Consider the following 14,993-nt stretch of genomic DNA (forward strand, 5'->3'; position numbering starts at 1 on the left):
GCCGCCCCCGGTTGTTGCAATCACAGGTGTCCTTCCGGATACCGGGAGACCCGTATGACTCTGACCATTAAACCCCATCTGGTTACCCTGCTGTGCAGCGCCGGGATGCTGGCCGCCTCCGGTGTGCTGTATGTTCACAGCCGGATACCGGCCACCGTGGCTGAGGCCCCGGCCACACCGCCCGCAGCACCACAAAGCCCCTCCGGGCACCACCACCCGGAGGTGGCCCGTCACCCGGTTTATGGCGCAGCGGCGGAGCACAAAAATCCGCCGCCTGTCCCGGTGCCTGCCCCACAGCATTATGCTCCGGCATTTTTCTATTCCGCACCTGTCGCGCCGGTCGTTACCGTTGCGCCACCCCGCCCTTCCGCCGGGCAGCAGTTTACCCGCAGCCTGGTAACAGGGCTGGGTTATGGTCTGGGGGCAGCAACCTCCTGGGCGGTCGTCAGCGATATCTACGGGGATAACCATCATCATCATGATGACGACCATCACGACGATGATCACCATGACGATCACCACGATGATCACCACGACGACGGGCATCATGACAATCACCACGATGACCACCACGACGATCACCACGACAGCCAGCACAGTCACGGGCAGCCGCACGCCACGCACCATACCCCGGCATCGCACCCGAATATGGCCGCTCACCCGGCGGGTGAATTAGCCCGGCGCCACCCGCCGCAAAACAGCTGGCGGGGTGAGCAGCACCTCGCCATGTTCAGCCATCCGGGGGGAAGAATGCACCGTCGCTGAGCGGATTGCAGGCATAAAAAAAGCGGCTTTTCAGCCGCTTTTTTACCGTTGCGAAGGGTTACTTCTTCTTCGCTTTCGGGTTTGGCAGGTCGGTAATGCTGCCTTCGTACACTTCTGCGGCCAGGCCAACAGATTCGTGCAGGGTCGGGTGGGCGTGAATGGTCAGCGCGATATCTTCCGCATCGCAGCCCATTTCGATAGCCAGACCGATTTCACCCAGCAGCTCGCCGCCGTTGGTCCCGACAATAGCGCCACCGATAACCCGGTGAGACTCTTTGTCAAAGATGAGCTTAGTCATACCGTCTGCACAGTCAGAAGCGATAGCACGGCCAGAGGCAGCCCACGGGAAGGTGGCTGTTTCGTAGCTGATGCCTTTCTCTTTGGCTTCTTTCTCGGTCAGACCAACCCATGCCACTTCTGGTTCGGTATAGGCGATAGACGGGATAACCTTCGGATCGAAGTAGTGTTTTTTACCGGCGATAACTTCAGCGGCCACGTGGCCTTCATGCACACCTTTGTGAGCCAGCATCGGCTGGCCGACAATATCACCGATAGCGTAGATGTGCGGTACGTTTGTACGCAGCTGCTTGTCAACGTGGATAAAGCCACGGTCGTCCACTTCAACACCGGCTTTGCCCGCATCAACGTTTTTACCGTTCGGCACACGGCCGATAGCCACCAGCACCGCGTCATAACGCTGTGCTTCTGCCGGGGCTTTTTTGCCTTCCATCGTCACGTAGATACCGTCTTCTTTCGCTTCAACGGCAGTGACTTTGGTTTCCAGCATCAGGTTGAATTTCTTGCTGATACGCTTGGTGAAGACTTTCACCACGTCTTTGTCGGCAGCCGGGATCACCTGGTCGAACATTTCAACCACATCAATCTGTGAGCCCAGGGCGTGATACACGGTCCCCATTTCCAGGCCGATGATACCGCCACCCATAACCAGCATGCGCTTCGGTACATATTTCAGCTCCAGTGCGTCGGTGGAGTCCCATACGCGCGGATCTTCATGAGGAATAAACGGCAGCTGGATCGGGCGGGAGCCCGCTGCAATGATGGCGTTGTCGAAGTTGATCACGGTTTTGCCGCCTTCACCTTCCACTTCCAGGGTGTTCGCACCGGTAAATTTACCAATGCCGTTCACCACCTGGACTTTACGGCCTTTCGCCATACCGGCCAGGCCACCAGTCAGTTGAGTAATGACCTTTTCTTTCCAGGTGCGGATTTTGTCGATATCGGTTTTCGGCTCGCCGAACACGATACCGTGCTCTGCCAGCGCTTTGGCTTCTTCGATAACTTTCGCTACGTGCAGCAGCGCTTTAGACGGAATACAGCCAACGTTCAGACACACCCCACCCAGGGTGCTGTAACGTTCTACAATAACAGTGTCCAGACCTAAGTCAGCGCAACGGAAGGCCGCAGAATACCCTGCGGGGCCAGCCCCAAGTACCACGACCTGAGTTTTAATTTCAGTACTCATCATGACCTCTTAATTTATTTCCGGCGGGTCTGACGTTACCCTCATCGCCTTATAAACCCCAGCCACCAGAGTGCGGCTGAAATCATGACGGGATGGTGTTGTTAGCGCCCATATCCACCGGGACGTTCTATCCGTCGGTATTTTACAAAATTGTTAACAATTTTGAAACAACAAAACGGCGAACGATTTGTCCTTAATGGCGGGTAACCCTGAGACCAGAAGCGGGCTACCAGAAAAAAGCCGGCCGTCAGGCCGGCTTTTCGGTTACATCACCAGGCGGCGAATGTCACTCAGCATATTATTGATAATGGTGATAAAGCGCGCCCCGTCGGCACCGTCAATCACACGGTGGTCAAAGGAGAGCGAAATCGGCATCATCAGGCGCGGCATAAACTCTTTACCGTTCCACACCGGCTCCATGCTGGATTTAGACACACCCAGGATAGCCACTTCCGGCGCGTTAACAATCGGCGCGAAGTGGGTCGTGCCCAGGCCACCGATGCTGGAGATAGTAAAGCAACCGCCCTGCATTTCACCGGCAGTCAGTTTACCATCGCGCGCTTTTTTAGAGATAACCGTCAGCTCGCGGGACAGCTCGGTAATGCTCTTCTTGTTCACGTCTTTAAAGACCGGAACCACCAGACCATTTGGCGTATCAACAGCCACACCGATATTGATGTATTTCTTCAGAGTCAGCTTCTGGCCATCTTCAGACAGGGAGCTGTTAAAGCGCGGCATCTGCTCAAGCGCTGCGGCAACCGCCTTCATGATGAACACAACCGGCGTGAATTTCACATCCAGTTTACGTTTCTCCGCTTCCGCGTTCTGCTGCTTACGGAACGCTTCCAGATCGGTGATATCGGTCTTATCAAAGTGGGTAACATGCGGGATCATCACCCAGTTACGGCTCAGGTTAGCACCAGAGATTTTCTGAATGCGGCCCAGTTCCACTTCTTCGATTTCACCAAACTTGCTGAAGTCCACTTTCGGCCACGGCAGCAGGCCTGGCAGAGAACCACCGGTCGCCGCCGGGGCAGACTCAGCGCGTTTCACCGCGTCTTTCACGTATGCCTGTACGTCTTCACGCAGGATACGGCCCTTACGGCCCGTACCTTTCACCTTCGCCAGGTTGACGCCGAATTCACGGGCCAGGCGGCGGATAAGCGGTGTGGCGTGCACGTAGGCGTCGTTCTCTGCAAAGTCAGATTTCGCAGCGGCTGTCGCTGCCGGGGCAGATGCCGGAGCCGGTGCGGCCGCAGCAGGTGCCGGGGCAGCAGCAGCGGCAACCGGTGCAGCGGCAGGCGCGCTACCGGCAACTTCAAAGACCATGATCAGTGAACCGGTGGAGACTTTATCGCCCACATTCACTTTCAGCTCTTTGACCGTACCGGCAAACGGTGCCGGCACTTCCATAGAGGCCTTGTCGCCCTCTACGGTGATCAGTGACTGTTCAGCTGTGACGGTATCGCCCACTTTCACCAGCACTTCGGTGACTTCAACTTCATCACCGCCGATATCCGGTACGTTAACCTCTTTCACGCCACCCGCGGCAGCCGCCGGGGCCGGGGCCGCAGCTGCGGCAGCCGGTGCGACGGCAGGTGCACTACCCGCCACCTCAAAGACCATGATCAGAGAGCCGGTAGAGACTTTGTCACCGGTGTTCACTTTGATCTCTTTAACAGTGCCCGCAAACGGCGCCGGCACTTCCATAGAGGCTTTGTCGCCTTCTACGGTGATCAGTGACTGCTCAGCAGTAACGGTATCGCCCACTTTCACCAGAATTTCGGTCACTTCAACTTCATCGCCACCGATATCCGGCACGTGAACGTCTTTCGCAGCGGCAGCGGCGGCAGGTGCCGGCGCGGCGGCTTTTTTCTCTTCTGCCGGGGCAGGCGCAGCGGCAGCTGCACCCTCAGCGGCGTCGAACATCATGATAAGTGCGCCGGTCTGGGTTTTATCCCCGACGGCCACCTTAATTTCTTTGACAATGCCCGCCTGCGGAGACGGGACTTCCATAGAGGCTTTATCGCCTTCTACGGTGATCAGCGACTGTTCTGCTTCTACCTTGTCGCCAACGTTGACCAGGATCTCGGTAATTTCTACTTCATCCGTGCCGATATCCGGTACTTTGATTTCGATAGCCATTGTCTCTTTACCTCTTACGCCAGACGCGGGTTAACTTTATCTGCATCGATATTGAATTTAACGATGGCATCCGCCACCACTTTCTTATCGATTTCGCCACGTTTAGCCAGTTCGCCCAGCGCTGCCACTACCACATAAGACGCATCCACTTCGAAGTGGTGGCGCAGGTTTTCGCGGCTGTCAGAGCGCCCGAAGCCGTCAGTACCCAGTACGCGGTAGTCATCTGCCGGTACGTAAGTACGAACCTGCTCGGCGAACAGTTTCATATAGTCAGTGGATGCTACGGCCGGTGCGTCGTTCATCACCTGAGCGATGTACGGTACACGCGGGGTTTCCAGCGGGTGTAGCATGTTCCAGCGCTCACAGTCCTGACCATCACGGGCCAGCTCAGTGAAGGAGGTAACGCTGTAGACATCAGAGCCCACGCCGTAGTCTTTTGCCAGGATCTGTGCCGCTTCACGCACGTGGCGCAGCATAGAGCCAGAGCCCAGCAGCTGAACTTTCCCTTTGCTACCGGCCAGGGTTTCGAGTTTGTAGATACCTTTACGGATACCTTCCTCAGCCCCTTCCGGCATGGCCGGCATATGGTAGTTTTCGTTCAGGGTGGTGATGTAGTAGTAAACGTTCTCTTGTTTTTCGCCGTACATACGCTCCAGACCATCATGCATGATGACAGCCACTTCATAGGCGTAGGACGGATCATAAGAGATACAGTTCGGGATAGTCAGCGACTGAATATGGCTGTGGCCATCTTCGTGCTGCAGACCTTCACCGTTAAGGGTAGTACGCCCGGAGGTCCCGCCAATCAGGAAGCCGCGCGCCTGCTGGTCGCCCGCCTGCCAGCACAGGTCACCAATACGCTGGAACCCGAACATGGAGTAGTAGATATAGAACGGGATCATCGGCAGATCGTTGGTGCTGTAGGAGGTCGCAGCAGCCAGCCAGGATGCGCCGGCACCCAGTTCGTTGATCCCTTCCTGCAGGATCTGGCCTTTTTCGTCTTCTTTGTAGTACGCCACCTGCTCACGGTCCTGTGGGGTGTACTGCTGGCCGTTCGGGCTGTAGATACCGATCTGGCGGAACAGACCTTCCATCCCGAAGGTACGCGCTTCATCGGCGATGATCGGCACCAGACGGTCTTTAATGGACTTGTTCTTCAGCATCACGTTCAGGGCACGCACAAACGCGATAGTGGTGGAAATCTCTTTATTCTGCTCTTCCAGCAGCGGCTGGAAATCTTCCAGCGCCGGAATTTCCAGCTTCTCAGAGAAGTGGGTACGGCGGCTTGGCAGATAACCGTTCAGTTTTTCACGCTGGCCGTGCAGATATTTGTACTCTTCGCTGTTTTCAGGGAAGGTGATGAACGGCAGTTTCGGCAGATCTTCATCAGACACCGGCACATTGAAACGATCGCGGATGTAGCGTACGCCATCCATGTTCATTTTCTTCACCTGGTGGGCGATGTTTTTACCTTCGGCGGTTTCACCCATGCCGTACCCTTTGATGGTATGAGCAAGGATAACGGTCGCTTTGCCTTTGGTTTCCTGCGCTTTTTTCAGTGCAGCGTATACTTTCTTCGGATCGTGACCACCACGGTTCAGGGCCCAGATCTGCTCATCAGTCCAGTCTGCCACCAGTGCGGCGGTTTCCGGATATTTGCCGAAGAAGTGCTCACGCACGTAGGCACCATCTTTGGATTTGAAGGTCTGGTAGTCACCGTCAACGGTTTCGCCCATCAGCTGCAGCAGCTTACCGCTGGTGTCTTTACGCAGCAGCTCATCCCAGCGGCCGCCCCAGATAACTTTCAGCACGTTCCAGCCGGCACCCGCAAAGATACCTTCCAGTTCGTTGATGATTTTGCCGTTACCGGTTACCGGGCCATCCAGACGCTGCAGGTTGCAGTTGATGATGAACACCAGGTTGTCGAGTTTTTCACGGGTCGCGATGGTAATCGCACCTTTGGATTCCGGCTCGTCCATCTCGCCGTCGCCCAGGAAAGCGTATACCGTCTGCTTAGAGGTGTCTTTCAGGCCGCGGTGTTCCAGGTATTTGAGGAACTTCGCCTGATAGATTGCGCCAATCGGGCCAAGACCCATGGACACGGTCGGGAACTGCCAGAATTCCGGCATCAGTTTCGGGTGCGGGTAAGAGGACAGACCTTTTCCGTGTACTTCCTGACGGAAGTTGTTCATCTGCTCTTCGGTCAGACGACCTTCCAGGAATGCGCGGGCGTAGATCCCCGGGGAGATATGCCCCTGGAAGTACACCAGATCGCCGCCGTCTGCATCAGTACGGGCGCGGAAGAAGTGGTTAAAGCACACTTCATAAATCGTGGCGGAAGACTGATAAGACGCCATGTGGCCGCCCAGCTCCAGATCTTTTTTGGACGCGTGCAGTACAGTCATGATGGCGTTCCAGCGAATCGCTGAACGGATACGACGTTCCAGATCCAGATTCCCCGGGTATTCCGGCTCATCTTCAACGGCAATAGTGTTAGTGTAAGTGGACGCCCCGGCACCAGCAGCTACCTGCACGCCACCTTTACGGGCTTCGCTCAGTAACTGATCAATCAGGAACTGTGCGCGCTCTACACCTTCTTCACGGATAACCGATTCGATCGCCTGCTGCCAGTCGCGAGTTTCGATCGGATCCACGTCATTAAGTAAACGTTCTGACATGGGTTTTTCCTTATCTATCTAATACGTTGATTTATCTGGAACCTGTCCCATTGCGCTTTCAGGTTCAAAAGCGCAATAAGACAGGTTCTCGTTTAGTTGCTGCACCCGAATCCCGGGTGCCAATTCAGCCCCCGCCCCATGTAATGGTGGCGGGCACTAATTCTTAATCTTTACGCTGCTGGATGCGGCGTAGCGAACGCTCACGGCGGCTGTGCTCCCGGCTGCGCTCCAGCAAAATATCTTCAATAAACGCCAGGTGGCGATGGGACGCCACCCGGGCCTGCTCCGGCTCACCGGCCATGATGGCCTCAAACACCCGGGTACGATGATCGCTAACCAGCGGCAGCATCTCCCGGCGGGCGTACAGTAACTCAAAGTTCTGACGCACATTCTGAGACAGCATAGGCTCCATACAGCGCAGCAGGTGAAGCAGAACCACATTATGTGCCGCTTCTGTGACCGCAATTTGGTATTTCATGACCGCATCGGATTCCGCATCCAGATCGCCAGACTTCTGGGCCAGCTCAATTGCCTGGTGCAGCTCGCGAATGCGCTCTCTGTCTTCCCCGGTGCCGCGCAGCGCGGCGTAATATGCGGCGATCCCCTCCAGTGCGTGGCGGGTTTCCAGCAGATCAAATTGGGATTCGGGGTGTTCAGAAAGCAGCTCTACCAGCGGATCGCTGAAACTCTGCCAGAGATTACTCTGGACGAAAGTACCGCCGCCCTGACGGCGCAGCAGCAATCCTTTAGCTTCCAGACGCTGGATGGCTTCTCTCAGCGAAGGGCGAGACACATCAAATTGTTTTGCCAGTTCCCGCTCCGGTGGCAACTTCTCCCCTGGGCGTAAGGTCCCTTCCAGGATCAAAAACTCCAGTTGTTGCTCAATAACATCGGATAATTTGGGTTGGCGGATTTTGCTATAGGCCATGTTTCTGGTTTCTGCCATGTCTCTGCCATTCGCCGTAGTCAATTGGTCATACCAATTTCATATTCTTGACGCTAAAGTAACAAAGTATTCACCTTCTGTCCATCGCGGTTTTGATTGAAATCAGTAAAGCGGGCATTTTTTAACAATCACACGAATACATCTCACCAAATATGTAACTTTCTCCAAATTCCGGCCGCGGCCTGTTTGCGTAAAATTTAACGTTTACGACATGCGTTTTTTATCCTGATGAACCGTTTCATCAGTTTAGTTTTTGCATAAAAATTTAAAATAAATGAATAAAAGAAAGAAATGCCCGGGGAAAGAATATGTTGGCAGGTAACATTTTTACGTAATTATATGAACCAGGATCAGAAATCAGGTGCATTGGTGGCCATATACCACTATTCTCCAGACAGCGGTAGACCATATCGCAAATATCACAACTATAAACCGTAAACAAATAAGTACACATTACGGAAAACAACAATGACACTCGCCTTAGTCAGGGTGCGTACTACCACATACGAGGTTTTATGATGGAAGGTCAACAGCACAGCGGCACGCTGAAACGCGGCCTTAAAAATCGCCATATCCAGCTTATTGCGCTGGGTGGCGCAATCGGCACCGGCCTGTTTCTGGGCAGTGCCTCGGTCATTCAGTCTGCCGGGCCCGGGATCTTACTGGGCTACGCCGTGGCCGGTTTTATCGCTTTTTTAATTATGCGCCAGCTCGGGGAGATGGTGGTTGAAGAGCCGGTCGCAGGCTCCTTTAGCCACTTCGCCTACAAATACTGGGGCGGTTTCGCCGGTTTTGCCTCTGGCTGGAACTACTGGGTGCTGTATGTGCTGGTCGCCATGGCGGAGCTGACCGCCGTTGGCAAATATATCCAGTTCTGGTGGCCGGACATTCCCACCTGGGTGTCGGCGGCGGCCTTCTTTGTGGTGATTAACGCCATCAACCTGACCAACGTAAAAGTGTTCGGTGAGATGGAGTTCTGGTTTGCCATCATCAAAGTGTTTGCGGTGGTTGCCATGATCATCTTTGGTGGCTGGCTGTTATTCAGCGGCAACGGCGGCCCGCAGGCCACGGTCAGCAACCTGTGGAGCCAGGGTGGCTTCCTGCCCCACGGTATCACCGGGCTGGTAATGATGATGGCGATCATTATGTTCTCGTTCGGCGGGCTGGAGCTGGTGGGCATTACCGCCGCGGAAGCAGATAACCCGGCAGAAAGCATTCCCAAAGCCACCAACCAGGTCATTTACCGGGTGCTGATTTTCTACATCGGCTCCCTGGCGGTGCTGCTCTCTCTGCTGCCCTGGACCCGGGTCACTGCCGATACCAGCCCGTTTGTGCTGATTTTTCACGAGCTCGGCGACGCCTTCGTTGCGAATGCCCTGAACGTGGTGGTACTGACGGCAGCCCTGTCGGTATATAACAGCTGCGTATACTGCAATAGCCGCATGCTGTTTGGCCTTGCCCAGCAGGGTAACGCGCCAAAAGCGCTGCTGAACGTAGACAAGCGCGGCGTACCGGTGAACACCATTCTGGTCTCGGCCCTGGTCACCGCTCTGTGCGTGCTGATCAACTACCTGGCGCCAGAATCCGCCTTTGGCCTGCTGATGGCGCTGGTGGTCTCTGCGCTGGTGATCAACTGGGCGATGATAAGCCTGGCCCATATGAAATTCCGCCGCGCGAAACAGCAACAAGGGGTCGCGACCCGCTTCCCGGCGCTGTTCTACCCGCTGGGCAACTGGGTATGCCTGCTGTTTATGGCGGCGGTACTGGTGATTATGCTGATAACCCCGGGGATGGCTATCTCGGTCTACCTGATTCCGGTGTGGATTGCCGTGCTGGGCGTGGGCTATTTGTGTAAACAGAAAGGCGCGAACCCTGTGCGCGCATGATACCCCTAATGCGCCCCACCCGGGGCGCATTGTCAGATGCTTCACACTTCCCCTTCCACGGCAAGATTGTCCATATCTGTGACGGTATGCTGCTGTCAGAATCCAGGCTAATCAATTAATACTTTTATCCATATTTCAGCGCATGGAGCCAGAAGATGGATAATGGCAAACTATCGGTAAGAGAAAAAATCGGCTACGGCATGGGTGATGCGGGGTGCAACATCATCTTTGGTGCCATCATGTTGTTTGTTAATTATTTTTACACGGATATTTTCGGGCTTTCCCCGGCACTGGTCGGCGTATTGCTGTTGTCTATCCGGGTGGTAGATGCCGTCACAGACCCGCTCATGGGGGCCATGGCGGACCGGACCAAAACCCGCTGGGGGCGATTTCGTCCATGGATCCTGTGGATGGCGGCCCCGTTTGCCCTGTTCAGTATCCTGATGTTTACCACCCCGGAATGGACCTATAACAGCAAAGTTATCTATGCCTTTGTGACCTATTTTTTATTGTCCATTACCTATACCGCCATCAACATTCCTTACTGCTCACTGGGTAGCGTGATCACCAGCGACCCTCAGGAGCGTGTGGCCTGCCAGTCTTATCGCTTTGTGATGGTGGGAATTGCCACCCTGATCCTCTCCCTGACCCTACTGCCGATGGCGGAATGGTTTGGCGGGGAAAACAAGGCCAGAGGCTACCAGCTGGCAATGACCGTACTGGCACTGATCGGCATGTGTATGTTCCTGTTCTGCTTTGCCAACGTCAAAGAGCGCATTCACCAGGCGGTGCCGGGCAAAGAAGATCTTAAAGCGGATCTGCGCGATGTCTGGAAAAATGACCAGTGGGTGCGCATTCTGCTCCTCACCCTGTGTAACGTCTGCCCGGGCTTTATCCGCATGGCGGCAACCATGTACTACGTCACCTGGGTCATGCAACAAAGCACCCAGTTCGCCACCCTGTTTATCAGCCTCGGGGTGGTTGGCATGATGTTCGGGAGCACCCTGGCAAAAGTGCTGACCGATCGCTGGTGCAAGCTGAAAGTGTTCTTCTGGACCAACATCGCCCTGGCTATCTTCTCCTGTGGGTTCTGGTTCCTTGACCCCGCCGCCACCGGGCTGGTGATGGTGATGTACTTTCTGCTGAATATCCTGCACCAGATCCCCTCCCCGCTGCACTGGTCACTGATGGCGGATGTGGACGACTATGGGGAGTGGAAAACCGGCAAACGCATTACCGGTATTAGCTTCTCCGGCAATCTGTTTTTCCTTAAAGTGGGCCTGGCGGTTGCCGGGGCCATGGTAGGGTTTCTGCTCTCCTGGTTTGGTTACGACGCCAGCGCCAGCCAGCAAAGCAGTGCCGCCATTCACGGCATTATGCTGCTGTTTACCGTGATCCCGGGGGTGGGGTATCTGCTCACCGCCGGTGTGGTGCGCCTGCTGAAAGTTGACCGGGAACTGATGAAGCAAATCCAGGCGGATCTTGAAAAACGCCGCACTAACTACCAGGAACTCAAAACCACGCAACATGTTCCCTCCGGAGACGCTGCAAGGAGCCCATTATGACAAGCACGCCATGGCCCAATCCGTTTATTGAACAGCGGGCCGATCCCTTTATTCAGTACCACAACGGGGTGTATTACTTTATCGCATCGGTGCCGGAATACGATCGGCTGGAAATCCGCCAGGCCCGGACCATTGAGGGGCTACGTAAGGCAAAGGCCACAGTAGTATGGCGCAAACCGGACACCGGCCCGATGGGGGAGCTTATCTGGGCCCCCGAGCTTCACCGGATCGACAACAAGTGGTACATCTACTTTGCCGCCGCCCACACCCGGGCGCTGGACGCGCAGGGGATGTTCCGCCACCGCATGTATGTGCTGGAATGTACCGATGCAGACCCGCTCACCGGCACCTGGCAGGAGAAGGGCCAGTTTGTCACCCCACTGGACAGCTTCGCCCTGGATGCCACCACCTTCAGCCATCAGGGCAAACAGTGGTATCTGTGGGCCCAGAAGGATCCTGATATTGCCGGTAACACCAATCTGTATCTGGCGGAAATGGCCACGCCCTGGTCCCTGAAAGGCAAACCGGTGATGCTGTCAAAACCCGAGTATGACTGGGAGTGCCGGGGATTTATGGTGAATGAGGGGCCCGCAGTCATTCGCCACGGTGAGCGGCTGTTTATCACCTATTCCGCCAGCGCTACCGATGAGAATTACTGCCTCGGATTACTGTGGATTGATCAGGCGGCAGACCCCCTCAACCCGGATAACTGGCATAAATCGGCCCGGCCCGTGTTCACCACCAGCTACCCGAACAAACAGTACGGACCGGGGCATAACAGTTTTACCCGCACCCCGGAGGGTAAAGACGTGCTGGTGTACCACGCCCGCAATTATACGGAAATTGAAGGCGACCCCCTGTATGATCCCGGCCGCCATACCCGGCTTAAATACCTGGAGTGGGACACCGACGGTATGCCGCTATTTGGTGAGCCACCGGCAGATAACCCCTGATACGCAAAAGGGCACCCCTGGGGGTGCCCTTTGTGCCCTGCCGATAACTCACACCAGCGTGCCGTAAATTGTCAGTAACGCCACAATCACAATCACCACGCAGGACGCCTTCCTGGCCATCGACACCGCCAGCTGCGGCGTTTTCAGCTTGTCATCGTGCACATCCCGCGCCAGAGAGAACTGCGCCAGTTGCGTCAGCACCTGGTACTGGGAGGTATGGCGATCCCCGAGGGAGGCAAACCACGCGGGCAGCGCTTTTTCCCCGTGGCCCAGCAGGGCATACACCACCCCGACCAGGCGCACCGGGATCCAGTCCAGCACATGGAGCAGCGCATCTACCCCGGAAAGCTGGCGATCATGTGGCGACTTGCGGCGGGCAAGCCAGGTCTGCCACGCCCGCAGTGTGGCGTACCCCACCAGGGTTACCGGCCCCCAGGAGCCGCCGACAATAAACCAGAACAGGGGCGCCAGGTAATAACGAAAATTGATCCACAGCAGCGCGTTTTGCAGCTCGCGTAAGAATGTCACCTGATCGCAGTCGGCAGGCACCCCGTGGATAAGCGTCAGCTCAGAGGACATGGCCTCGCAGGCGTGAAAGTCGTTATTTGCCGCCGCTTTCATATAGTCGTGATAGTGCTGGCGGGCCTTTCCGGCCCCGAAGCACAGCAACCCCACCAGGATCCAGAACACCAGCAGCGGCACATTAAAGAACAGCCCCTGCAGTGCCCGCAGGCACAGCCAGACCACCACCATACTGCCCGCGGCCAGCCCCACGGTACGCAGCAGCGAAAAATGCTGCACCCGCCGGAAAACAAACGCCAGACGGTGATCCAGCTGCCAGTGCTCCCCCAGCTTAAACAGGCGCTCCTGGATAATCACCAGTAACAGGGTAAACAGCGTCATGCGCTCTCCTTATCCGGTGCGGCTGCGACCATCGCGCGAAATTTAGGCCATTCAAAGGCCGGGCCGGGATCCGTTTTACGCTGCGGCGCAATATCGCAATGGCCGGTCATATTGTCGGCAATTTGCGGGTAGTGGGCTATCAGTAAGCGCGTTACCGCCGCCAGTTGCTGATACTGGGCCCCGGTATAGGGCATGGTATCGGTCCCTTCCAGCTCAATACCAATGGCAAAATCATTACAGCGCTCGCGCCCTTTATAGCAGGAGACCCCCGCATGCCATGCCCGCTTATTAAACGGCACATACTGGACTATCTCGCCGTCGCGCCGGATAAGGCAGTGGGCAGACACCCGTAAATGGGCAATTTCAGCGAAGAACGGATCCGCCTGCGCGTCAAGCGTGCCGAGAAATAACGCATCGATCCACGGGCCGCCAAACTGGCCCGGCGGTAAACTGATGTTGTGCACCACCAGCAACGAAGGGGATTCGTTCTCCGGGCGGTCGTCAAAATGCGGGGAAGGCAGGTGACGTGCTGTGGTCAGCCAGCCATCGGTGAGCTGCATATGGGGTCTCCTTTGTGTGGAACCTGGCGTCGCTTCAGAGTAGCATGATTCAACTTTTTACTTATCAGCCATTTCGGAGTTTTATTATGCCACCCCGCCGTTATAACCCCGACAGCCGCCGCGAAGATCTCCTTGAGCGTATCAACCTGGATGTTCCCGAAATCGTCTCCCGTGCCCTGCGCGAAGATCTCGGGGGCGAAGTTGACGCCAGCAACGATATCACCGCCCAGCTTTTACCGGCTGATAGCCAGTCCCATGCGCGGGTCATCACCCGTGAAGATGGCGTCTTTTGCGGCAAGCGCTGGGTCGAAGAAGTATTTATTCAGCTGGGGGGCGATGTGGTCGTGACCTGGCACGTTGAAGACGGTGATGCCGTCCGCGCCGATCAGACCCTGTTTGAGCTGCAGGGCCCCTCCCGGATCCTGCTGACCGGGGAGCGTACCGCGCTGAATTTTGTCCAGACCCTTTCCGGGGTCGCCTCCGAGGTGCGCACCTACGTTGACCTGCTCAGCGGCACCCGCACCCAGTTACTGGATACCCGTAAAACCCTCCCCGGCCTGCGCAGCGCGCTGAAATACGCCGTACTGTGCGGCGGCGGCAGTAACCACCGCCTCGGCCTGTCTGATGCGTTTCTTATCAAAGAAAACCATATTATCTCTTCCGGCTCAGTGCGCGCCGCCGTTGAAAAAGCCTTCTGGCTGCACCCGGATGTGCCGGTCGAGGTGGAGGTGGAAAATCTCGACGAGCTGGAAGATGCGCTGCATGCAGGGGCAGATATCATCATGCTGGACAACTTTGATATCGACCAGATGCGCGAAGCCGTACAGCGCACGGCGGGGAAAGCCCGGCTGGAGGTCTCCGGCAACGTCACTAAAGAGACGATCCGCGCGTTTGCCAGTACCGGTGTGGACTACATCTCGGTCGGTGCGCTGACCAAGCATGTTCACGCCCTCGATTTATCCATGCGCTTTCACTAAGACGCTTTTGCGGGGGCCCAGGCCCCCGTTTCTGAAGGTATCGCGCATTTATCCGGGCATATTATGTAACGCGAAAAATACCCCGGAAGGGCGCTTCTGCTTGCGTTAATCTCCCCTCGCCTGCCCCCGCTG

General features: G+C 56.1%; 11 protein-coding genes. 5 read left to right on the top strand and 6 right to left on the bottom strand.

The genetic code is table 11. From position 1 onward, the window contains the following. The first annotated feature begins 54 nt into the window (after window positions 1-54). A complete protein-coding gene (locus EBL_RS15665) occupies window positions 55-765 on the top strand; it encodes a hypothetical protein (protein ID WP_014716170.1) in 711 nt (236 codons plus the stop codon). Window positions 766-823: 58 nt separating this feature from the next. Here EBL_RS15665 and lpdA read toward each other — a convergent pair whose 3' ends face one another. From lpdA to pdhR, 4 genes are all read right to left on the bottom strand, one after another. After that, window positions 824-2,248 (bottom strand): dihydrolipoyl dehydrogenase, encoded by a 1,425-nt coding sequence (gene lpdA, locus EBL_RS15670; RefSeq protein ID WP_002464015.1) that lies wholly within the window; start codon window positions 2,246-2,248, stop codon window positions 824-826. A gap of 264 nt (window positions 2,249-2,512) precedes the next feature. Beyond that, entirely contained in the window at window positions 2,513-4,393 is a 1,881-nt protein-coding gene (aceF, locus tag EBL_RS15675) for a pyruvate dehydrogenase complex dihydrolipoyllysine-residue acetyltransferase (protein ID WP_002464016.1), read from the bottom strand. A 14-nt stretch (window positions 4,394-4,407) separates the two neighbouring features. Then, on the bottom strand, window positions 4,408-7,071 hold the full coding sequence (aceE, locus tag EBL_RS15680) for a pyruvate dehydrogenase (acetyl-transferring), homodimeric type (RefSeq protein ID WP_002464017.1): 2,664 nt from the start codon (window positions 7,069-7,071) through the stop codon (window positions 4,408-4,410). A gap of 163 nt (window positions 7,072-7,234) precedes the next feature. Further along, the gene (gene pdhR / locus EBL_RS15685; RefSeq protein ID WP_002464019.1) at window positions 7,235-7,999 is read right to left on the bottom strand and encodes a pyruvate dehydrogenase complex transcriptional repressor PdhR; all 765 of its coding nucleotides are present in this window, start codon (window positions 7,997-7,999) and stop codon (window positions 7,235-7,237) included. Between the two features lie 533 nt (window positions 8,000-8,532). On the opposite strand from pdhR, the gene aroP reads away from it, so the two are divergent. The 3 genes from aroP (at window position 8,533) to EBL_RS15700 (ending at window position 12,421) form a co-directional block, all read left to right on the top strand. Then, on the top strand, window positions 8,533-9,903 hold the full coding sequence (aroP, locus tag EBL_RS15690; protein WP_002464021.1) for an aromatic amino acid transporter AroP: 1,371 nt from the start codon (window positions 8,533-8,535) through the stop codon (window positions 9,901-9,903). A gap of 155 nt (window positions 9,904-10,058) precedes the next feature. After that, complete coding sequence (locus EBL_RS15695; protein ID WP_002464023.1) at window positions 10,059-11,468, top strand: glycoside-pentoside-hexuronide (GPH):cation symporter; 1,410 nt, start codon at window positions 10,059-10,061, stop codon at window positions 11,466-11,468. After that, the gene (locus tag EBL_RS15700; RefSeq protein ID WP_002464024.1) at window positions 11,465-12,421 is read left to right on the top strand and encodes a glycoside hydrolase family 43 protein; all 957 of its coding nucleotides are present in this window, start codon (window positions 11,465-11,467) and stop codon (window positions 12,419-12,421) included. Before EBL_RS15695 ends, EBL_RS15700 begins: the two co-directional genes overlap by 4 nt. Before the next feature lie 48 nt (window positions 12,422-12,469). Here the strand turns inward: EBL_RS15700 and ampE are convergent, their stop codons facing one another. Next, complete coding sequence (gene ampE, locus EBL_RS15705) at window positions 12,470-13,324, bottom strand: beta-lactamase regulator AmpE (protein WP_002464026.1); 855 nt, start codon at window positions 13,322-13,324, stop codon at window positions 12,470-12,472. After that, window positions 13,321-13,884, bottom strand: a complete 564-nt coding sequence (ampD, locus tag EBL_RS15710) for a 1,6-anhydro-N-acetylmuramyl-L-alanine amidase AmpD (RefSeq protein ID WP_002464027.1) — start codon at window positions 13,882-13,884, stop codon at window positions 13,321-13,323. The genes ampE and ampD overlap by 4 nt, the downstream gene beginning before the upstream one ends. Window positions 13,885-13,970: 86 nt before the next feature. Here ampD and nadC point away from each other — a divergent pair, with 86 nt between their 5' ends. Continuing rightward, the gene (nadC, locus tag EBL_RS15715; protein WP_002464028.1) at window positions 13,971-14,861 is read left to right on the top strand and encodes a carboxylating nicotinate-nucleotide diphosphorylase; all 891 of its coding nucleotides are present in this window, start codon (window positions 13,971-13,973) and stop codon (window positions 14,859-14,861) included. Window positions 14,862-14,993: the final 132 nt, after the last annotated feature.

Source organism: Shimwellia blattae DSM 4481 = NBRC 105725, assembly GCF_000262305.1.
Taxonomy (GTDB): Bacteria; Pseudomonadota; Gammaproteobacteria; order Enterobacterales; family Enterobacteriaceae; genus Shimwellia; species Shimwellia blattae.

Bases quoted from the DNA above. Each gene is read 5' to 3' on its own strand.
- pdhR (WP_002464019.1), bottom strand. From the start codon at position 7,999: ATGGCCTATAGCAAAATCCGCCAACCCAAATTATCCGATGTTATTGAG.
- lpdA (WP_002464015.1), bottom strand. From the start codon at position 2,248: ATGAGTACTGAAATTAAAACTCAGGTCGTGGTACTTGGGGCTGGCCCC.
- EBL_RS15695 (WP_002464023.1), top strand. From the start codon at position 10,059: ATGGATAATGGCAAACTATCGGTAAGAGAAAAAATCGGCTACGGCATG.
- nadC (WP_002464028.1), top strand. From the start codon at position 13,971: ATGCCACCCCGCCGTTATAACCCCGACAGCCGCCGCGAAGATCTCCTT.
- aroP (WP_002464021.1), top strand. From the start codon at position 8,533: ATGATGGAAGGTCAACAGCACAGCGGCACGCTGAAACGCGGCCTTAAA.
- EBL_RS15665 (WP_014716170.1), top strand. From the start codon at position 55: ATGACTCTGACCATTAAACCCCATCTGGTTACCCTGCTGTGCAGCGCC.
- ampD (WP_002464027.1), bottom strand. From the start codon at position 13,884: ATGCAGCTCACCGATGGCTGGCTGACCACAGCACGTCACCTGCCTTCC.
- aceF (WP_002464016.1), bottom strand. From the start codon at position 4,393: ATGGCTATCGAAATCAAAGTACCGGATATCGGCACGGATGAAGTAGAA.
- ampE (WP_002464026.1), bottom strand. From the start codon at position 13,324: ATGACGCTGTTTACCCTGTTACTGGTGATTATCCAGGAGCGCCTGTTT.
- aceE (WP_002464017.1), bottom strand. From the start codon at position 7,071: ATGTCAGAACGTTTACTTAATGACGTGGATCCGATCGAAACTCGCGAC.
- EBL_RS15700 (WP_002464024.1), top strand. From the start codon at position 11,465: ATGACAAGCACGCCATGGCCCAATCCGTTTATTGAACAGCGGGCCGAT.